The 20,548-nt window shown below is 68.2% G+C and carries 16 protein-coding genes; 12 read left to right on the forward strand and 4 right to left on the reverse strand.

Translation table 11 applies throughout. The annotated features are described in order from the left end of the window. Positions 1–396 precede the first annotated feature (396 nt). Positions 397–3,858, forward strand: a complete 3,462-nt coding sequence (locus tag C5C17_RS18825) for an efflux RND transporter permease subunit (protein ID WP_258065792.1) — start codon at positions 397–399, stop codon at positions 3,856–3,858. Here the strand turns inward: C5C17_RS18825 and C5C17_RS01630 are convergent. Then, on the reverse strand, positions 3,845–5,107 hold the full coding sequence (locus C5C17_RS01630) for a glycosyltransferase family 2 protein (RefSeq protein WP_181028430.1): 1,263 nt from the start codon (positions 5,105–5,107) through the stop codon (positions 3,845–3,847). The two genes, C5C17_RS18825 and C5C17_RS01630, sit on opposite strands and share 14 nt — an antisense overlap. 342 nt (positions 5,108–5,449) lie before the next feature. Between C5C17_RS01630 and C5C17_RS01635 the strand changes: the two genes are divergently transcribed. From C5C17_RS01635 to C5C17_RS01660, 6 genes are all read left to right on the forward strand, one after another. Next, positions 5,450–6,802 carry a nucleotide sugar dehydrogenase gene (locus C5C17_RS01635; RefSeq protein WP_104251625.1) on the forward strand — a complete coding sequence of 451 codons (1,353 nt, stop codon included), beginning with the start codon at positions 5,450–5,452 and terminating at the stop codon, positions 6,800–6,802. 16 nt (positions 6,803–6,818) lie between these two features. After that, complete coding sequence (locus tag C5C17_RS01640) at positions 6,819–7,805, forward strand: NAD-dependent epimerase/dehydratase family protein (RefSeq protein WP_104251626.1); 987 nt, start codon at positions 6,819–6,821, stop codon at positions 7,803–7,805. Between the two features lie 35 nt (positions 7,806–7,840). After that, positions 7,841–9,229, forward strand: a complete 1,389-nt coding sequence (locus C5C17_RS01645; RefSeq protein WP_104251627.1) for a polysaccharide deacetylase family protein — start codon at positions 7,841–7,843, stop codon at positions 9,227–9,229. A gap of 56 nt (positions 9,230–9,285) precedes the next feature. After that, complete coding sequence (locus C5C17_RS01650) at positions 9,286–9,969, forward strand: hypothetical protein (protein WP_104251628.1); 684 nt, start codon at positions 9,286–9,288, stop codon at positions 9,967–9,969. Between the two features lie 130 nt (positions 9,970–10,099). Then, positions 10,100–12,184, forward strand: a complete 2,085-nt coding sequence (locus tag C5C17_RS01655; protein ID WP_104251629.1) for a DEAD/DEAH box helicase — start codon at positions 10,100–10,102, stop codon at positions 12,182–12,184. A gap of 134 nt (positions 12,185–12,318) precedes the next feature. Beyond that, complete coding sequence (locus C5C17_RS01660) at positions 12,319–12,654, forward strand: hypothetical protein (RefSeq protein WP_104251630.1); 336 nt, start codon at positions 12,319–12,321, stop codon at positions 12,652–12,654. A gap of 162 nt (positions 12,655–12,816) precedes the next feature. Here the strand turns inward: C5C17_RS01660 and C5C17_RS01665 are convergent, their stop codons facing one another. From C5C17_RS01665 to C5C17_RS01675, 3 genes are read right to left on the reverse strand one after another with little or no spacing between them, the layout of a single operon-like run. Then, positions 12,817–13,683, reverse strand: coding sequence for an energy-coupling factor transporter transmembrane protein EcfT (locus tag C5C17_RS01665; RefSeq protein ID WP_104251631.1), 867 nt, complete (start codon positions 13,681–13,683; stop codon positions 12,817–12,819). Continuing rightward, on the reverse strand, positions 13,680–15,593 hold the full coding sequence (locus C5C17_RS01670) for an ABC transporter ATP-binding protein (RefSeq protein WP_104251632.1): 1,914 nt from the start codon (positions 15,591–15,593) through the stop codon (positions 13,680–13,682). The genes C5C17_RS01665 and C5C17_RS01670 overlap by 4 nt, the downstream gene beginning before the upstream one ends. Beyond that, on the reverse strand, positions 15,590–16,153 hold the full coding sequence (locus C5C17_RS01675; protein ID WP_146079043.1) for an ECF transporter S component: 564 nt from the start codon (positions 16,151–16,153) through the stop codon (positions 15,590–15,592). Before C5C17_RS01675 ends, C5C17_RS01670 begins: the two co-directional genes overlap by 4 nt. Before the next feature lie 177 nt (positions 16,154–16,330). On the opposite strand from C5C17_RS01675, the gene C5C17_RS01680 reads away from it, so the two are divergent. From C5C17_RS01680 to C5C17_RS01700, 5 genes are all read left to right on the forward strand, one after another. Continuing rightward, the gene (locus C5C17_RS01680) at positions 16,331–16,729 is read left to right on the forward strand and encodes a BlaI/MecI/CopY family transcriptional regulator (protein WP_104251634.1); all 399 of its coding nucleotides are present in this window, start codon (positions 16,331–16,333) and stop codon (positions 16,727–16,729) included. Between the two features lie 74 nt (positions 16,730–16,803). Then, positions 16,804–17,628: a M48 family metalloprotease gene (locus C5C17_RS01685; RefSeq protein ID WP_104251635.1), complete on the forward strand. Its 825-nt coding sequence runs from the start codon at positions 16,804–16,806 to the stop codon at positions 17,626–17,628. 3 nt (positions 17,629–17,631) lie between these two features. Continuing rightward, on the forward strand, positions 17,632–18,114 hold the full coding sequence (locus C5C17_RS01690; protein WP_104251636.1) for a hypothetical protein: 483 nt from the start codon (positions 17,632–17,634) through the stop codon (positions 18,112–18,114). A 64-nt stretch (positions 18,115–18,178) separates the two neighbouring features. After that, positions 18,179–19,621 carry a sensor histidine kinase gene (locus C5C17_RS01695; RefSeq protein ID WP_181028431.1) on the forward strand — a complete coding sequence of 481 codons (1,443 nt, stop codon included), beginning with the start codon at positions 18,179–18,181 and terminating at the stop codon, positions 19,619–19,621. Positions 19,622–19,725: 104 nt separating this feature from the next. Further along, positions 19,726–20,457 carry a response regulator transcription factor gene (locus tag C5C17_RS01700; protein WP_104251638.1) on the forward strand — a complete coding sequence of 244 codons (732 nt, stop codon included), beginning with the start codon at positions 19,726–19,728 and terminating at the stop codon, positions 20,455–20,457. The last annotated feature ends 91 nt before the right edge of the window (positions 20,458–20,548 follow it).

Genomic DNA, 20,548 nt, shown 5'->3' on the forward strand with positions numbered 1-20,548 from the left:
GGTGGTCGATGCGGCGACGAGAGCTGTCCTGCTCGAGGCCGCCGCGCTCATTCCGGGTATCCACGTGCTTGATGCACCTGTCGACTTCTCGGGTCGACCCGGGGTCGCCGTAGCCGTGGACGAGGGCACTGGCTCTCAGCACCAGCTTGTCTTCGACTCGGAGACTGGCGTGCCCATCGGGAGCCGTGCCCTGGGCGTGCGCAGCGATGGAACTGGTGACCTCGTGCTCTGGGAATCCAGCGGCTACAGCTCTGCCATCGTTGGTTTCGCACCATGAGAGGCGAGCACAAACGCCATTGAGCGCTTCCCGGGTCGTGAATTCGGGAAGCGCTCAGCGGGGTTCCGGGGACTGTCGGAGGTGCGTGCAAGACTGACCGGGTGCACAAACTCGCTGAGATGAGCTTGAGAAACCGCGCGCTGATCGCCCTTGTGACGCTCTCCGTGCTCCTCTTCGGTGGCCTGTCGATGACCTCGCTCAAGCAGGAACTGATTCCGTCAGTGTCCCTGCCCATCGTCTCGGTCGTCACGAGCTACCCGGGCGCCTCACCCGAGATCGTCGACGAGGACGTGTCTCGCCTCGTCGAGACGTCGCTTCAGGGGCTCCAGGGGCTCTCCTCGACCCAGGTCACGTCCAGCGCGAACCTCTCGTCCGTGACGGTCGAATTCGAGTACGGCACCGACACGGTCTACGCAGAGCAGCGCATCCAGCAGGCCCTCAACCGCATCGAGAGCCAACTCCCCGAGGGCACCGAGACGACCGTGCTCAGCGGGTCGATCGACGACTTCCCGGTCATCCAGATCGCGGCCACGGGCGGCACCAACGCCGAAGAGCTCGCCGCGAGCCTCGAGAGCTCGACCGTGCCAGGCCTCACCGAACTCGACGGGGTCCGCGAAGCGGCGGTCAGCGGCGCACCGGTCTCCCGCATCGAGATCACCCCAGACCAGGCGGCGCTCGCGGGGGCAGGAGCCAGCATCCAGAGCATCCGGGACACGCTCGACGCCGCCGGCACGCTCATCCCCATCGGCCAGATCACCGAGGGCGAAGACGCCCTCACCGTGCAGGCCGGGACGCTGCTGGACAACGTCGACGCCATCGCCGCCCTTCCGCTGAGCGGCGCGAACCCGGCCACGACAACCCTCGGCGACGTCGCCACGCTCGAGCTCGGGCCGGAACCCGCGAGCTCCATCTCCCGCGTCAACGGCGAAGACGCCCTCACGGTCTCCGTCACGAAGCTTGCCAACGCCAACACCGTCGAGGTCTCCCAGGCAGTCCGCGATGCGCTGCCCGCGCTCCAAGCATCCATCGGCGGGGGAGCGACCCTGCAGATCGTGTTCGACCAGGCACCCTTCATCCAGCAGTCCATCGACACACTCGTCGTCGAAGGACTCCTGGGTCTCGTCTTCGCCGTCATCGTCATCTTCGTGTTCCTGCTGTCGTTCCGCGCGACGCTCGTGACCGCGATCTCCATCCCGACCTCGCTGCTCGTCACGTTCATCGGCCTGCAAGCCGCCGAGTACTCCCTCAACATCCTCACGCTCGGGGCGCTCACCATCGCGATCGGTCGAGTCGTCGACGACTCCATCGTCGTCATCGAGAACATCAAGCGGCACATGGCGATGCACCCAGGCGCCAGCCTGCGTGGCAGCGAGCGAGTGCGGGTCATCTCGGAAGCGGTCCGTGAAGTGGCCACCGCCGTCACGAGCGCCACCATCGCGACCGTCGCCGTCTACCTCCCCATCGCGTTCGTCGGCGACATCTCCGGCGAGCTCTTCCGGCCATTCGCGCTCACGAGCGTCATCGCGCTGCTCGCGTCGCTGCTCGTCTCCCTCACCATCGTGCCCGTGCTCGCCTACTGGATGCTCGGCGGACGGCACCTCAAGCGTCCCGCCCGCGTCGGCACGGCGGAGACCTGGTCAGGCAACGGCAACGGCACCGAGCCCGGCGACGCGTCGACGCCTCCGGAGCCGAGCAGAGAACGTGAGCGAGTGCTCGCGAGCGAAACCGCACCCGCCACCGGCGGCGTCGCCACCCAGGACTCGACGACCGATACCGGGACGGAGGCGGCAGGCAACGACGGCCCCGTCGAGGCCGTTCGCGTGCGCCCGCGCCGCGAACGCGCGCAGCGCGACGCTGGAAGGTTCGCGCCCCTCGGTCTGCGCAGCGACGACGAAGAGCTCCACCCGCGCCGAGCCCGCCGCCGCCAGGCAGAACAGGAAGCAGGCGTCGCAGGTCGTCCAGAGCACGGCCCCGAATCCGAGCTTGCAACCACGCACGAAGAATCGAGCTGGCTGCAGCGCGGCTACGAACCGGTACTGGGGTGGACCCTCCGTCGCCCCTTCATCACCCTCGGCGCGGCCGTCCTCATCCTCATCCTCACGGGCGCCCTCGCCCCGCTCATGAAGACCAACTTCCTCGGCAACACCGGCAGCAACAGCTTCACGGTGACGCAGGCCCTCGAACCCAACCTCACCCTCGCCGCCTCCGGAGAGGCCGCCTCCCAAGTGGAAGACATCCTGCGGGCCAAGCCAGGCGTCGAGACCGTGCAGCTGACGATCGGCGGAGGCGGCGCGGCCTCGCTCTTCACGGGCGGCGGCGCCTCGCGCGCCAGCTTCTCCGTGACCACGTCGACGGACGCAGACGCAGACGCGATCCAGGCAGAACTGCGCGAAGAACTCGACGCCCTCCCCGAGGAAGCCGGCGAGATCTCCGTCGGCGGGGGCGGAAGCGCCGGGTTCTCCAGCGCCATCAGCGTCGACCTCACGGCTCCAGACGCGGAAACGCTCCGCGAGGCGAGCGACCAGGTCGTCGCCAGCCTCACCGGCGTTGCAGAACTCGGGGAAATCACGAGCGACCTCGACGAGACCCGCCCCTTCGTGCAGATGGACATCGACCAGGCGACCGCCGCCCAATACGGGCTCAGCCAGACCGCCATCGGCGGCATCGTCGCCCAGCAGCTCCAGCCCACCCCCGTCGGCTCCCTCACCGTCGACGGCTCCAGCGTGCAGGTCGTGCTGCTCGGGGCGGAACCGCCCGCCGACATCGACGCGCTTCGCGCCACGAGCATCCCAACCGCGCTCGGGCCCGTCCCGCTCACCACGCTCGCGACGGTCGAGATCGTCGACGGACCAGTCTCCATCTCGTCAGAACGAGGCGTCCCCCTCGCCTCCGTCACCGTCGTCCCAACCGACGACAACCTGAGCTCCGCAAACGCACTCATCACCGAGCAGCTCGACTCGCTGACGCTCCCAGAAGGCGCGACGGCCGTGCTCGGCGGCGTCAGCTCAGACCAGGCCGCAGCCTTCCAGCAGCTCGGGCTCGCGCTGCTCGCCGCCATCCTCATCGTCTACATCGTCATGGTGGCGACGTTCAAGAGCCTCCTCCAACCGCTGCTGCTGCTCGTCTCGGTGCCCTTCGCCGCGACCGGAGCCATCCTGCTGCAGCTCGCGAGCGGCGTTCCCCTCGGCGTCGCATCGCTCATCGGCGTGCTCATGCTCATCGGCGTGGTCGTCACGAACGCCATCGTGCTCATCGACCTCGTCAACCAGTTCAGGGAGCGAGGGCTCGCCGTTCGCGACGCGATCCTCGCCGGCGGCGCCCGCCGAGTCCGGCCCATCGTCATGACCGCCCTCGCGACGATGCTCGCCCTCACGCCCATGGCGTTGGGCATCACCGGCCACGGCGGGTTCATCTCGCAGCCCCTCGCCCTCGTCGTCATCGGCGGGCTCCTGTCGTCGACGGTCCTGACGCTCCTTGTCCTCCCCGCCCTGTACGTCGTCGTCGAAGGACCGCTCGAACGGCGGCGGGCGAGACGAGACGAGCGAGTCGAGCAGGAGCTGGCAGGTATCAGCGACGCGTAGGGCTGTGCCACCTGCCGTCGTTCTTCGAGGTCACGCTCTTCGCTCCCGCCTGCAGGCAGAGCATCGCGTCGAGGAAGCGGAGCAGGGGCAGCAGCGGCAGCCAGCGCAGATACTCAACTCGTCGACCGATCACGAAGGCAACCAGCGTCAAGAAGACGTCGGCGGCGTAGTAGGCAGCGACGATGAACCAAGCGGGCAGGGCTGCGGCCGCAACTTCCAGCGGGAGAGTCGCCTCGACGCTCGGGATGCCGACGACAGCTGACGCGACGATGAGCAGCGGAACCAGCGCGATGAGCGTCGCGCTCAGCGTGAGCTCCGCGACGTAGCCGATCATGAAGATGCGGAACCGCCAGGGCAGATGAGGGTGACGTCGCAGCGTCTGCCAGAAGCCGAGGTTCCACCGCTTCACCTGCTTGACGTAGCCACCGAGGTTGTCGGGGTCCTGCGTGTACGCGACCGCGGTTCTGGGATCGAACGCGATGCGGCCGAGGCGCTTCGCGTGCACTTCGAACGTCATGTTGAAATCCTCGATGACGAGTCCCGGGGCCTCGATGTCGATCCTGTCGAGAATCCTGGTCTTGTACAGAGAAGCGAAGCCAGGGACGATCGGCACCGCGTTCGCGGTGCGAGCGGCCATGCCGAATTTGAGGAAGTACTGCATGACGATGTACATGCGGTCCCTGTGGGTGACGAGCAGCTCCCCCATGGCGGTGCTCGGCTTCGGCGTCCACGCCGTGCGTGCCATCCCCGCCACCGCGACGACGTCCTCGTCCATGAAGAGCGGAAGTGCCGTGTCCATGTAGTCCGGGGACAGCACCGTGTCGGCATCGAGCAGCATGACCACGTCGAAGCGCTCGGCGAGTCCGAATTCGGTGATGGCGTAGGAGAGAGCACCCGCCTTGCCGCGGTTCGGCGAGATGTCGAGCACCTTCGCGCCTTCCTGGGCGGCTATCGCGCTGGTCGAGTCGGTCGAGCCGTCCGAGGCGACGAAGACATTGCCGAGCGGGACGTGCTCGTGCGCCGAACGGACGGTTCGGCGGATCCCGAGGCTCTCGTTGTGCGCGGCGATCAAGATGGCGACTTCACCGCGACCGGGGATGCGCGCAAGGCGCCTCGGACCGAGCTGGCTGAGGCGAGTGCGTCGCTCACGGATGGTCCTGGACAACGCTGAGAGCATCCAGCCGAGCGCGTTCGCATTCGTGATCAGCAGAAGCGAAGCCGTGAGAAGGATCGCGAACTCTGATGGCACTCGCGGAAGCCTATCAGTGGACAATCGCCACAATGGACGTCGATATGGACTATTTATGTCGGGCATTCTTTGGACGTCCTGGTTTCGTGCTAGCCATCGCTCGATCACGGCTTGAGGTGCGACGCGAATTCTTCCGTCGCTCTCAATTCGACTCCGCGCAATCGCCTTCTGGGCGCTTTCCGACATTTCAACCTGAAGTCCTCGGAATCGGACGCCACGGGGACTTGTCCCCGTACCGAGGGCTGTCGCATATGCGTAACATGATGCCCTTGGCTAAATTCTCCCCGGGGGGGGCTTTGGATGGCCAAGGTTATGGGAACACGTCTTCAACAGGGGGTCTAATTGTTGCGCGACAGAGTTCTACTCCGTTCTGCGAGCCCGGCAACCGTCACGGTCAACGTCGAGCAACGCCTCGATGCCGCACCCGCGGACCTGGCCTGGCCGTACGACGTCGCCATCGTCGGACTCGGCTACGTCGGACTGCCGACCGCTCTCGCATTCCACGCGGCAGGTCTGCGCGTGCTTGGAGTCGACATAAATGAGCACCGCCTCGCTGACATCCGGAGCGGGGCACCGGACCTCCTGGGCAGTGACCGCGCAAGGCTCACTTCGGCAGGCAGTTCCGCCGCGTGGGAGCTCTCCTCCGATCTCAGCCGTGTCAATAGGGCTCGCACGGTGATCGTCTGCGTGCCCACTCCGGTCAACGCGCACTCCGTGCCAGACCTGCGGGCACTCCGGGGCGCATCAGCGGCCGTCGTCGCGGAGGCGCGTCCCGGCCAGCTCCTCATGCTGACTTCGACCTCGTATGCCGGCTGCACTCGTGATCTCGTGGTCGGCCCCCTCGAAGCGCGCGGGCTGCGTGTCGGGATCGACGTGCACGTTGCCTACAGTCCGGAACGCATCAATCCCGCGGTCGAGAGCTTCTCGCACGAAGACGTGCCGCGGGTCGTCGGAGGAGCGACACGCGCGTGCGGCGACGTCGCCGTCGCTGTGCTCCAGCAATACGTTCGCTCGACGCACCTCGTCGAGTCCCTCGAGGTGGCCGAGCTCACAAAGCTCCTGGAGAACACGTTCCGCGCGGTCAACATCGCCTTCATCAACGAGTTCGCCGCCGTCTGCAGCAGCCTCGACGTCCCGGTCAGCGACGTCATCGACGCGGCGGCCACGAAGCCCTTCGGATTCACGCCCTTCCGCCCAGGTCCCGGCGTCGGCGGCCACTGCATCCCGTGCGACCCGCACTATCTGCTCTGGCAGCTCAAGGCAGACCAGACGCGCGCGCCAATTCTCGAGGAAGCGATGAGCGGGTTATCGCAACGTCCTCGATTCGTTGCTTCCAGGGTGCGTGAACTGCTCGCCGACGCCGGAACACGCGCCATGGATGCGCGCGTCGTCGTCATCGGCGTCGCCTACAAGCCGAACGTCAGCGACGTCCGCGAGTCGACCGCTCTGGAGGTCATCTCCAGGCTTCGCACGGCGGGAGTCGAGGTCGAATACGTGGACGCGCACGTGCCCTCGATCCGGCTCCGCGACAGTACCCAGCTCCGCAGCATTCGAGCGGACGACATCGGCGCACCCTCGCTCATCCTCGTGCACACCCGGCACGATTCCTTCGATCTCGACTCGTTGCCCAAGCACGCCCGCGTGCTCGACGCGACCTACACGCTTGCTCAGTCAGCTGACTGCACACACCTCTGAAAGGCGAGAACACCTCATGCGCACCCTCATCACAGGCGGGGCGGGCTTCATCGGAAGCCACCTCGTCGACCTGCTCCTCGAGCGCGGTGACGAGATCGTCATTCTGGACGACTTCTCCACCGGAACGGCCGACAACCTCGCGCATGTGCGCGATCGCGTCCGACTCGTTGAAGGCAGCGTTCTCGACGCTGAGCTGCTCGCGGAACTCGCGAACGGCGTAGAACGTATCTATCATCTCGCGGCGGCGGTGGGGGTGCACACCATCCTCGATGAGCCGCTGCGAAGCCTGAAGACGAACATCCATGGCACAGAGAACGTCCTCGATGTGGCGCTCCGCAACAGCGCAAAGGTGCTCGTCGTGTCAACGAGCGAGATCTACGGCAAGAACACGGCTGATGCACTCCATGAGGGAGCAGACCGAGTACTCGGGTCGCCGCTCGTGGCGCGTTGGACCTACGCCGCCGCGAAGGGCATCGACGAGTCGTTCGCGCACGCGTACGCGAAGGAGCTCGGCCTGCAGGTCGCCATCGTGCGTCCCTTCAACACCGTCGGCCCTCGTCAGACTGGACGCTACGGCATGGTCGTACCGGGCCTGGTGAGGCAGGCGCTCCGTGGCGAGCCGCTGACCGTCTTCGGCGACGGCTCGCAGACGCGTTGCTTCGGGTACGTCGGAGAGGTGGCGGCGGCGATGATCGACGTCCTCGAGGCCCCCGCCGCGCAGAGCCTCGCCGTCAACCTCGGGGGCGCGAGGGAGATCTCCATCCTCGAACTTGCGCGCATGATCATCGAGATCACGGGAAGCAGCAGCGAGATCGTGCTCGTTCCCTACGAGGAAGCGTACGGCGAGGGCTACGAGGACATGCAGCGCCGAGTGCCGGACAACCGCCTTGCACGCGAACTGGTCGGCTACGAGCCCCGGCTTCCCATCGAGAGCATCATCGCGGCTGTCGTCGAGGATACCCGAGCAGCAGAAGCCCTCGTGAAGGGCACGAACCGCCGTTGAGGACAGCAATTGAAGAACAGCGCCGACACCACCACATGACGCAGCTGGTCGGGACGCTTGCAGTGGCGCTGCTGTCGCTGTGCGTCTTCGTACCTTCGGCCGCGGCCGCACCCGCAGCCGGCGCGAATGCGGCCGAGGCGGGTCCGTCCGGTGTCGGCCAGCAGATCGCCCCCGCGCCGCACACATCCAAGAAGACTCCGGTCATCACGCTCGGATTCGATGACGGCACCGCCGACCACAGGACAGCCGCGTCCATCCTCGACGACTACGACTTGGAAGGAACGTTCTTCGTGCAGTCCGGTCTGGTCGGAGTGCCGGGCTATCTCACGCAATCGGACGTGAAATGGATCCAGGCCCGGGGGAATGAGATCGGCTCGCACACCGTCAATCACATTGATTTGACGTCAGTGAGCAAGGCGGAGGCTGTGCGTGAGATCTGCATGGATCGCCTGAATCTCTACAAGATGGGCGCGAAGGTGACGAGCTTCGCATATCCATACGCGGCTTACGACGCTGATGCGCAGGCCGCCGTGAAGGAGTGCGGATTCAATAGCGCTCGTATTCTCGGAGGAGTGAAATCGCAGGTGGGATGCGACGACTGCCCACCCACCGAATCGCTGCGACCCACTGATCCCTATGCGATCCGTGCGCCAGCGCAGGTGGAGAGCGATTGGACCCTGGACGACCTGGTGGCCCTCGTCGAGCAGGCGAAGTCGGCTGGCGGATGGATGCCCATCACGTTCCATCGTGTGTGCTTAGAGGCGGGGTGCTCGCCCATCGGCGTCTCGGAGCAGCTGCTCGCAGACTTCGCCGCGTACCTCGAGGAGGAAGAAGAGCGCAACCGTATCGACGTGGAGACGTTCGATGACGTCGTAGAAGGTTCACGCAAGTCGATCCGCAAGTCCGGTTGGGACATCGGGCAGGCCGTGACATCGGGGAACGGCGTCGTGAACCCTGGTCTCGAGACCTGGGGTGAAGGTGCGGCATCAGCGTCGTGCTGGGAACTCGACACCTGGGGTAGTGCAGAGGTAGCCGCATCGCTGAGTCCGACTCCGATTGCCGGGGCCAGCTCGGCGCAGGTCGACCTCGCGGCCTATGCTGACGGCGCCACGGCGTGGATGCAGAAACATGATCTCGGGGAATGCGCGCCTGCGGCCGAGCCAGGATCTGCCTACGACCTGAGCGTGCAGTACAGCTCCGACACGTATGTGCAGTTTGTGGTGCACCTGCGGAATTCAAGCGGAACCTGGCAGTACTGGGACTCGAGTCCTTGGTTCGATGCGAGCGAGTCACCGACGTCGGCAACCTGGCGAACGCAGGCCGTTCCTGCCGGGTTCACGGGCATCTCCTACGGTCTGAGCATCTTCTCGAATGGGACGCTCGTGACCGACGAGTACTCGATGGTGACTGCAGGGTCGGTGTAGGCACAGTGGAGACGGGAACTCGCAGAAGGGTCCGAGCTGGACTCGCCCTCAGCGCCGTGGCTGTTCTGACGGGATGTCAGTCGGCAGAGGCGAAGGAGACGTATCCGTGGCACACGGACATCGTCGCGACGACGTTCTGGGTGGGTGAGATCTTCGACGCCAAGGCTGCGGATGGCAGCCAGATGCACTCGACGTATGACCCAGACTGGTACGCCAACTATGGCGGCTGCGACGGCGTCATCGTCAAGAACGTGTGTCAGACGGAGGCGAGGTCGGCGGCGAAGAATTACTTCCCGACCCGCACCGTGGCAAAGGAGAATCCGTTTTACCTCGACCTCCCCTTCGACGACGTCAACGATGCGACAGCCGCCGGTCTGCGCCAGAGAGTCGTGCCGTGGGCCTCGGAGAAGGCGTACGCCACGGCCAAGCGTGACCCCGGGTTCAGTCTGTTGAAAAACCGCTGGGTGCAGCTCGAGCACGACGGACGCACTTGCTACGGACAGATCCAAGACGCAGGACCCGGTGAGTACGCCGACGCCGAGTACGTGTTCGGCGGAGGCGACGCGCGTCCGAAGAATCAGCGCTACGGGGGAGCAGGCATGGATGTTTCGCCGGCCCTCAACTCGTGCCTCGGCTTCGAGCACCTCAACGGCATCGAGGACGGGGTCTCCTGGCGTTTCGTCGACGACGCGGATGTGCCGGACGGCCCGTGGAGCATCCTCGTGACCACGTCCAGATAGCCAATGGGCGAGAAATCGCCTGCGTCCCAGCAATCGCCTCTGGTCAGGGCGCCCATCGTGAGCTAGCCTGGCCAGTTGGGCATGCGCCGAATTCTGTGTGAGCTGCGTGCCAGATCTGGAGAAGGCACACATGCCCAAGCGCAAAGCCAAGGGCGGGTTCAAGCCCGCGAGCAACTACATCCCCAAGGACTCCTCGGGCCGCGGCGAACGCCCAGCCCGCGCCGGCGGAGGGGCCGGTGCCGGCGGCAACCCCCGATGGGCGAGCGAGAGCCGCCGTGACGGGGCGGCCGGCGACGACCGCCGCGGAGGGTACGGCGGACGCCGTGACGACCGTCGCAGCTCGGCTTCATCCGGCGGTGGCGAACGAGGCGCCTACCGCGGCGACGACCGACGTGATGGCGGCGCCCGCACTGGTGGCGACGACCGCCGCAGCGGATACGGCGGTCGCAGCGACGATCGTCGTGGTGGCTACGGCGCGAACTCGCGGCCAGGCTCAGACGACGACCGTCGAAGCAACCGCAGCTCAGGGAGCGACGAAAGCCGCGGTGGATACCGTGACCGGGGCGACGACCGACGCGGTGGATACGATGCCGGCGGACGCTCAGACTCCTACGACCGCGATCGCACCGGCTCGCGCGCATCAGACCAGAGCCGTCCCCGCGGAGATGAGCGCTACAGCACCCGTCGAGGTGCACCCGCGCGCGGAGCCGCACCGACCCGCGGCGGCGCCTCAGCCCGTGGTGGTGCTCGAGGGCGCGACGGCCAGTTCTCCGACCGCAACGAGCGCATTGACCGTCACCACCACGACGCCCTCCGCCAGTCGCATGGGCGCCAGCCGGCGGCCGGCTCGCGCGGTGACCGCAGCGCCAAGCACTTCGACCCCACGGCTCGCGGCGCGAGTCAGCCGCAGCGTGGGGCCATCCAGGACTACCGCAGCCACAGCCAGTCCGCCGCGGGCCGCGCCCCGTCTCACGACGAAGATCGCGTGCTCGAGCGTCTCGCCCCGACCGCGGTCGGCGCGAAGAACGCCGACGGCCTGAGCTTCGGCGACCTCGGTCTCGGCGCCAACATCGTCGACGCGCTCGCCGAACTCGGCGCACCGAGCCCGTTCCCCATCCAGGCATCGACGATCCCGGATGCGATCCAGGGGCGCGACGTCCTCGGCCGTGGCCGCACCGGCAGCGGCAAGACGATCGCGTTCGGCGCAGCCCTCGTGCAGCGGCTCAGCGTCGCCCGCGGACGCGATGCCGACGCCAGCAAGCGCAAGATCGGGCGCGCACCCCGCGCCCTGATCGTCGCGCCGACTCGCGAGCTCGCCCTGCAGATCGACCGCACGATCCAGCCGATCGCCCGAAGCGTCGGCCTCTTCACGACCCAGGTGTACGGAGGCGTTCCGCAGCAGCGTCAGGTCACGGCCCTCGGGCGCGGCGTCGACATCGTCATCGGAACCCCTGGCCGCATCGAGGACCTCGAGCGCCAGGGCTTCCTGCGGCTCGACCAGGTCGAGATCACGGTGCTCGACGAAGCCGACCAGATGTGCGACCTCGGGTTCCTGGAGCCCGTGCAGCGCATCCTGCGCATGACCATGCCAGGCGGGCAGCGGCTGCTGTTCTCGGCGACGCTCGACGCGGCCGTGCAGCGGCTCGTGACGGAGTTCCTCAAGAAGCCCTCCGTTCACGAGGTTGCCGGCGAGGAAGAGCAGCACACCGACATCGACCACAGCGTCCTCGTCGTCGAGCGAGACGACAAGCGCGCCGTCATCGAGCAGCTCGCCGGCTCCGGTGGGCGCGTGCTCATCTTCACCAAGACGCGCGTCGCGGCCGAGGGGCTCGCCACCGAGCTGTCGATGGCCGGCGTGCCCGCGGCAGCACTCCACGGCGACCTCACGCAGGGGCGTCGCACGCACAACCTGCGACTGCTCACGAGCGGCAAGGTCAACGTGCTCGTCGCGACCGACGTCGCCGCGCGGGGCATCCACGTCGATGACATCCGTCTCGTGATCCAGTCGGACATGCCAGAGGAGTACAAGTCGTACCTCCACCGCTCCGGCCGGACCGGTCGCGCCGGACAGCGCGGCACGGTTGTCACCGTCATCCCGAAGCAGCGCCGCCGCCGCATGTCCGAGCTGCTCGAGCGGGCCGAGATCGACGCGCCCATGATCCCGGCACGCCCGGGCGGCGCCGAGCTCGACGCCTTCATGGCGTACGCAGACTAGGCACCTTCCTCAGCGTTGGCGTCGACCGCCCCGTATCGACACGGGAGAGCCTCGCGGCACGGGACAGCGTCAGCGCCATTTGTCATCGATGCAGATGCGGGGCGGGTCAAGGTTCGCCGCGTAGCGTTGGACGCATGAGCGAACAGCAGGCGAACGACCCGCGGGCGCGGGCAGACCAGGCAAGCGCGGGCGAGGACGTCGCGGCCGACGGCGAAGGCTCCGGCGGCGAGAGCGCCGGCAACGAGAGCGCGGCGCGCATCAGCACCGAGCAGCTCACCAACGAGCGTGCGAACGGCGACGGCAACCTCTTCCCCGACGCGGGCTCGCTCTTCGAGCCGGAGCCCGTCGACACTCCGCAGGAGCTGGAGGCTGAAGTCGAGGAAGCGGAGAAGCACGACAAGCGCTTCGCGACCGGGCCGGATGAGTGGGGCGTGGCCGAGAGCAACTTCGGGCAGAACACGAGCGAGTAGCTGCGCCGGCATCTGCGCCGCGTGCGGCGACGGAGCCGCCTCGCGACGTGAACTCGGGATGGGTTTCGCGTCTCGGGATGGGCGGCAACCCATCCGGAGACGCGGAACCCATCCCGAGACTCGGGTGATGAGGTCCGAGCTGCGGCACTCGGGCTGGACGTGTCAGCTCAGGATGCCGGGTGCGAGCAGCGCCGCGGCGGTCGCGACCCACGCGATCGGCATCAGAGCCCAGTCGGCCGCGTCAGTGCGGAGGATGTGTCGTTCGGTGCGCGTCGGGGCGAAGCCGAACGCGCGTGCATCCATCGAGAGCGCGACCCGGTCGGCGTGCCTCAGCGCGCCCGCGAGCAGAGGAATGGCGACGTCGAGCTGCGAGCGCAGCCAGGCGAGCGGCCCCCGACCACGATCGACGCCACGCACGCGCCGGGCGGCTCGGATAACCTCGAGTTCAGACCGGAACCTCGGCACGAACCTGAACGCGGCCATCGCCGCGTAGCCGAAGCGGTAGGGCACGTGCAGGTGCTGCACCAGCGAGCGCACGAAGTCGTCGCCCGCCGTGGCGATTCCGCCGACCAGGGACAGCAGCACGATCGCGACGAGGCGAAGCGCGGTGCCGAGTCCGGTGGCCCAGGCGGCCACAGTGAAGGGCCGGCCGGCGAGCTCGAAGATCGTCGCCGTACCGTCGAGCGCGAGCGCGGCGAGCAGGGGAGCGGCGCCCGATGTCTCGCCGGTCGCCGTCGGGTCGACCCAGACGCCGAGGGTCACCGAGAGGACCGCCACCACGACCGGCACCCCCACGACCAGCAGCAGGGCAGTTCGAGCAGACATGCGCGCCCCGCTCAGAATGGCGATGCCGCAGAGCACGATCAGCAGCGCCGGGCTGAAGGGATCGCGCACCACGAACATCGCGATGATCGCGGGCAACGTCGCGGCGATCTTCACGAGCGGCGTCCGCCGGTGCAGCCAGGGCAGTCGGTCGGCTCGCGACCGTGCGACGGTGGGGCGCGAGGCGAGCGCGTTGCCTGCGCTCACGACGCACCGTGCAGGGTCGGCGAGGACCGGCGCGCGAGCTCAGCCTCGAGCCGGGAGATCGACGTGATGCCGCGCAGCCAGGGGTGACTGGGCACGTCCGCCAGCGCCTGGGCGAGCGGCGGCAGGCCGAGTCCCGCGGCCTCGAGCGCACCGGAGGACACGACCTCGCTGACGTCGCCGTGCGCGGCGACCACACCACCCTCGAGAACCAGAAGGTGCGTCGCGAGTTCCGTCACGAGCTGCAGGTCGTGCGTCGCGAGCACCAGCGTGGCACCGTCTCGGTGCAGCTCCCTGAGCATGGCGACCAGTTCGTCGGCGCGCGACTTGTCCTGTCCGAAGGTCGGTTCGTCGAGCACCAGCACGTCGGCGCCGTCGAGGAGGGCCGCGGCTACCGTGAGCCTCCGCTTCTGGCCGCCGGAGAGGAGGAACGGGTGCCGGTCGGCGTGCTCGGCGAGCCCGAATCGCTCGAGCATCTCGTCGACTCGGCTCCGCGCATCCGCCGTCCCTCGCCCGATCTCGAACGCCAGCTCGTCGCGCACGGTGTGCGTGAGGAACTGGTGCTCCGGGTTCTGGAAGACGTAGCCGACGCGGGCGCGGAGGGCCCCGGCTCGCATCCGGGACGTGTCCTGCCCGTCGAGCAGAACGGTGCCGCGCGGCGCGCGACGCACACCCGCGAGGGCCTGCAGCAGGGTGGACTTGCCTGCCCCGTTGTGCCCGACGACGGCCGTGATCGTCCCGGGCTCGATGCTCAGGGAGACCGGGCCGAGCACCCGTGTGCGGCCGCGGGTGACGGTGAGCTCGCGCACGTCGAGGCGATGGGAAGCCGGTTGCGTGCCGGACTTCTCGGGGGACACGGCCGACTTCGGTGACAATCTGGGGGTCGCAGTTGCGTGCGCGGCTGATTCGGCGCGATCAGTCACCGAAGTTGGCCGCAGACCGATGCGCGGGTCGGTCGCCGTCGGCGTGGGCGCGTGCTCGGGGCGCCTCGCGTGATCGGGCCGGTGCGTGCGCTCAGGCGCGCGCGCGTGCTCAAGGCGCTGCGTGAGGTCGCGGCCGAGCAGCGGCAGCGGCGCCGCGCCCAGGTCCCAACCGGCATCGGTGAAGACTGCCGCCGCCTCGTGGGCGACGGGGAACCAGACGCCGAGTTCGCGAAGCCTGCCGGCGTGCTGCCCGAAGATCTCTCGGGGTGGGCCGTCCAGCACCAACCGTCCCGCGGAGTCGAGCACGATGACGCGGGTGGCGATCGTGAGCGCCTCATCGAGGTCGTGCTCGATGAGCAGCAGGCCGTGCGTGCCCGCGCGCACGAGCTCCCCGAGTGCTAGGTAGATGGCGTGCTTCGCGGTCTGGTCGAGGTTCGCAGTGGGCTCGTCGAGCACAAGCAGCGGGGAGTCCATCGCGAGGGCGCTCGCGATCGCGAGTCGTTGTCTTCCCCCGCCGGAGAGGACGTCGGGGGAGTCGTCTCGCCGCTGCCACAGTCCGAGCTGGGCGAGCGCCGCTTCGGCTCGCGTCTCGATCTCCGGAACGGGCAGGCCCAGGTTCTCGGGCCCGAAGGCGACCTCGTCGAAGACCTGGCCGGTCACGATCTGCGCGTCCGCATCCTGGAAGACCATGGCGACGTGCTGGCTGGCGGCGCCGACCCCGAGATCCGCGACATCACGCCAGGTGGTGTCGGCCTCCGGCCCTCGCCCGCCGTCGGAGAGCAGCACGTTCCCGGTCACGTCTGCCCCCAGGGACTGCGGGATGAGCCCGTTCAGCGCTCTCGCGAGCGTCGACTTGCCGCACCCGGACGGGCCGAGGAGCAGCACCGCCTCGCCGCGAGAGATCGAGAACGAGACGTCGTCGGGCCGCGGAGCCGCAGCATCGAAGTGGGTGACGGAGAGACGTTCGACCCGCAGGAGCGGGGACGTCACCTGGGTGCTCTGCGGTCTTCCGCGAGCCGCAGGTCACGGCCGATGCCCGCGCGCTCGAGCTGCTTCGCGAGCCAGACCGCGAGCATCGTGCAGAGCGGAGGCGAGACGAGGAAGCTGCCGATGAGCAGCACCGTGCCGAGCGCGTCGTACCCGCCGCCGTCGAGGATGCGGAACGCCGCGGCGGTCATGATGAGGCCAGCGAAGGTCGAGCCGACGAGGAAGAGCCAAGCGGACCAGCGGCGGAAGCGCGTGATCAGGAAGGGCAGCTCCTGCAGGATGCCGATGCCGACGCCGATGAGGAACGCGCCGAACGCGATCGGCTGGAACGGGCTGGCGACGAGTCCGGCGAGGGCCGAGGTGATGAGGCCGACCCACGGACGGCGGAACAGCGCTTGCGCCAGTGCCCCCGGAATGAAGTACAGGCCGATCGTGAGCCCGTACACGAGTGGGAGGAGGTTCGAGACGGCGCCGCCGATGTAGGCGTTGACGGTGAACACGACTCCGCCCGCGACTCCGATCGCGGCGCAGCTCATGAGCAGACGAGTGCTGACGTTTCTCACTGGGCTCCACGCCTTCCCTCAGCGGGACACGATCCCGCTAAGGTCACGGGCTGGTGCAAGTCTACAAACTGTAGAGCGACGCGCGCGACAGGCCGTCGAGCTTGATAGCCTGGAGACTCGCGGAGATCTGGGTGACGTTCCCCACGGTAGATCCGCGTCAAGAATTGGAGCAGCACAATGCCAGGAACTCGCACTCGAGCACGGGGTGAGCTCGAACTCGTCGTGCTGCGGCTCCTGTGGACCGCAGACGAACCGCTCACGGCCCGTGAGATCCAGGACCGCTTCCCTGGCCGGGTCCCCGCGTCCACGACCATCCTCACTGCCCTCGACCGCCTCCGGGCGAAGGGTGACGTGACCCGTGTCGGGCACGAGCAGCGCGGCATCCGCTTCGCGGCGACGCAGACCGAGGCCGAGCACGCCTCCAGGGCCATGCTGAATGCGCTGAAGACGATCGATGGCCGCGAGGCCGCGCTCCTGAAGTTCGCGGGCAACCTCGACGCTCGGGATGCGGACCTCCTTCGCGCGGCCCTCCAGCACGCGCCTGTCTCGGCTTCCGAGCCCGCATCGGCCAGCTAGCCGGAGCCGGACCGGGTTCCACCATGGCTCCAAGCGGGCGTCCGGGGCTCCTCCCCGGACGCGAGTGATCCGAAGTGTGGATCATCCCTGCGCTCGTGTGTCTCGCGTTCGCGGTCTTCACGATGCTCGCGGCACCGTCGCTCCTTACCCGGGGGACCTGGCAGGTGCAGCATCCGCAGCTGGCTCTTGGACTGTGGCACGGCGCCGTCGTCGGCGGTTCGCTTGCGCTGCTCGCGGCCGTCGCGCTGTCGGTCGTCGCTGTGCTCACCTGGGAGCATGACGAGGGCAGCTGGCTCAGTGGCTTCGAGATCGCGCTCGCCTCGGTCGTCGCGAGCGTCGGCCTGATCGCCATGTTCGGCTGGGGGTTCATCGTCACGCGTCGTTCCGGGCGCGCTCTGGCTGACGGCAGGCGTGCGAACGATGAGCTGCGGGATGCTGCGCGCGTGCTGTCCTACAGGGATGAGCGCATCGGCGGGGCCCTCGTGCGCTTCGTCGAGTCCCCGGCGCCGCACGCGCTCGCGGCAGCTGGCCCCGCTCCGGTGGTCATCGTGTCGAGCGGGCTCGAGCAGCTCCTGACGCGTGAGCAGCTGGAAGCGGTCGTCGCCCACGAGCGCTGCCACCTGGTCAGGTTCCACGCTCTCGCCCAGCGGCTCGCCGAGGTCAACGAGGCGTGCCTGCCGCGGTACACGGGTGCGAAGAACTTGTCGCGGGCGACGGCTCTGCTCATCGAGCTGATCGCGGATGACGCCGGTGCGAAGGCGGTGGGCGCGGATGCGCTCGCCGGGGCGCTGCGGGCGCTGGCGAGTGCGGGCGCTGGGTCGGACGACGACGTGCTGCGCCAGCGGGCGAGGAGACTCCACGCTCGTCCGGGAGGCATCAGCTCGACGTGGCAGGCTTGATGCATGCCTGATCCCACTCCGTTCGAAGAACCGCGCCCGGGCTACGACGTGCCACGAGAAGCAGAGCCCGAGCGGTCGCTGACCCCGGCGCGCGTGTCGAGGCTCCGACGGCTGACGATCCTCCTCGCGGTCATGGTCGCGGCCGGTGCGCTCGCGAACTGGCAGCAGGAATCCGAGTTCCGGTCGGCGAGCGTCCTGAGCGTCGCGGTCTCGCTCGTCGTCATCGTCGTCGGCTACGGCGCGATCTGGAAGATCCTCGGATCGTCGAAGCGGAAGCGGGCGGAGGGCGCTCGGACTGCGGGCAGCATCCTCTCCGTGCTCGCGGTCACGGGGCTTCTGCTGACTGGTGTGCTCGCGATCACGGGAGCGAGCGCGAATGGCGCGGTGCAGCTGGTCGTCGGGCTCGGCACGGCGATCGTCGGCGCCATCTGGCTGCACGCGGCCTGGCGCCGTCTCCCCGCCGAGCCGACCGGCCTGCTCGACTGATGCGCGCGCGTGCCCCACGACGCACGCGCGTTGAATGTCGGGGGCTGCGCCTAGCCTTGAGCACATGATCTCGTCACCGCGCGGCAGCGATCTCTGGCAGCGACTCCAGGGGCTCGATGCCGAGCATCCGTCCGACTGGCAGCGTCCGGGCCCGTCCCGGCGTGCGCTGCGCACCGATGTCATCGTTGCGATCGTCGCGGTCGGCCTCATGGTGTTCTCGAACTGGGCAGTGCTCGAGTTGCGCAAGGGGACCGATCCGTCTGAGGTCGGTGGTCTGCTGCATGACGAAGATCCGGCCGCTGCCCTGGTCGGCATGTTCCTCGTGCCCGCGATGTACGGCGTCGCCATCGCGCTGCGCCGGCGATTCCCGTTGTGGATGCTCGTGCTCAGCACGGTCGCGTTCGTGTCGGCGTTCGCGTTCACGTACCTCGACACGGTCGTCACGCAGATCGGGTACTTCCTGCTCATCTTCACGGCGGGGGCCTGGAGCAATCAGCGGGTGATGGTGACGTTGCTGCGCATCGCCATCACGGTCGGCATGACCGTGTGGGCCGTCGTCGACGCCTTCACGCGTGCGACGCTCCTCTTCGCGTTCTCGGAGTCGAGCGACAGCGAGAACTGGATCTCGAGCGTCTTCACGGCCTACACGCTGCTCATCAACGTGCTCTACTTCATCGGCGCCTTCTGGTTCGGCAACTCCGACTACCGCCGGGCAGGGCAGCGCGCCGCGCTGGTGGAGCGCACACGCGAGCTGGAGGAGTACGCGGAGGCGCTGGCCGACGAACGCAAGCGGGTGGGGGAGCAGGCGATCCGCCTCGATCGTGTGCGCATCGCGAGAGAACTCCACGACGTGGTCGCGCATCACGTCTCGCTCATGGGCCTGCAGGCGGCCGCGGCTCGGCGCACGGCAGAGACGTCGCCAGAGAAATCTCAACAGGCTCTGCTCGGTGTCGAGCAGAGCGCGCGCGTCGCGATCGAGGAGCTGCACTCGCTCCTCACGACGCTGCGCAGCGCGGATGCGGAGGACGCCGACGGTTCGCCGACGCCCGACGACGGCGCACCCGGGATGCAATCCGGTGCATCCGCGCCGTCGACGCACACCGTCGAGCAGGTGCCGGCCCTCATCGAGGAGCTGCGCGGGGCAGGCATGGCGGTGGAGTTCAGCACGTTCGGGGAGCCGCGACCCGTGTCGCCGCTCACCGGCATCGCGGTGTACCGCGTGCTGCAGGAGGCGCTCACCAACACGCGGAAGCATGCTGGTCCCGAGGCCCCCGCCGACGTCCGGCTGCGCTACCTGGAACGAGGAGTCGAACTCGATGTGACCGACGACGGGCCGGCGTCCTTCGCCCACGCCGCAGCCGCGAGGCAGACGAACAGCGCGGGCGGGCTCGGGCTCGTGGGCATGCGGGAACGTGCCCGCGCCGCGGGAGGCGAGGTCACCACCAGCAAGCGCGGCGGCGGTGGTTTCCGGGTTCTCCTCCGGGTGCCATATGACCGGCAGGTGTGACGGCGTGACCCAGGACTTCAGCGCTCCTCGGACAACTCCCGGTAACCTCGCCCGGATACGGTCACGAGAACGACACCGCTGCTGCGGGTGCCAAAGGAGGCCAAGTGTCTGAACAGATCCGCGTGGTGCTGGTCGACGATCACCAGCTGGTGCGCATGGGCTTCAAGCTGATCCTCGAATCCGAGCCCGACATCGTCGTCGTCGGCGAGGCGACAGACGGCTGCGAAGCCGTCGCGGTCGTGGAGCAGCTCAAGCCGGACCTCGTGTGCATGGACGTGCAGATGCCCGTGCTTGACGGCATCGCGGCGACACGCGAGATCATGAAGCTCGGCGACTCCGCCCCGCGTGTGCTCATGCTGACGACCTTCCGCGACGAGGCTGCCGTCCGCGACTCGCTGCGCGTTGGAGCGAGCGGATTCGTGCTGAAGAACTCGCCGCCGGAGACGCTCGTCGAGGCCGTGCGGGTCGTGCACTCGGGCGATGCCCTGCTCGACCCTCAGGTCACACGGGGCGTCATCGCCGGCATGCTCCACGACGCCCCCGAGCCGGCCATGACGCAGGTCGCGGATGCGCTGCAGGTCGGCGTGCACGACGACGGCACGTCCCCGGCGCCCAGCCAGCATCCCGCCCTCGCCAGCCTCACCGAACGCGAGAGCGAAGTGCTGGCACTCATCGCGGAAGGTCTCAGCAACGCAGACATCGCGGCGCGTCTGTTCGTGTCCGAAGCCACCGTGAAGACGCATGTCTCGAACCTGCTCGCGAAGATCGGGGTGCGCGACCGCATCCACGCGGTCATCTTCGCCTACAACGTGGGCGTCGTCGCACCCGTCGAGTAGGGCCCCTTCAGGCCGAGCTGCCGCCACCTCACCCGAGCGGATGAAGCGGCCCAGGTCGAGTTCCGTCGCGCGGCCGATCCATCGGCCCGCC

This window comes from Pseudoclavibacter sp. RFBA6, assembly GCF_002931575.1.
Taxonomy (GTDB): domain Bacteria; phylum Actinomycetota; class Actinomycetes; order Actinomycetales; family Microbacteriaceae; genus Pseudoclavibacter; species Pseudoclavibacter terrae.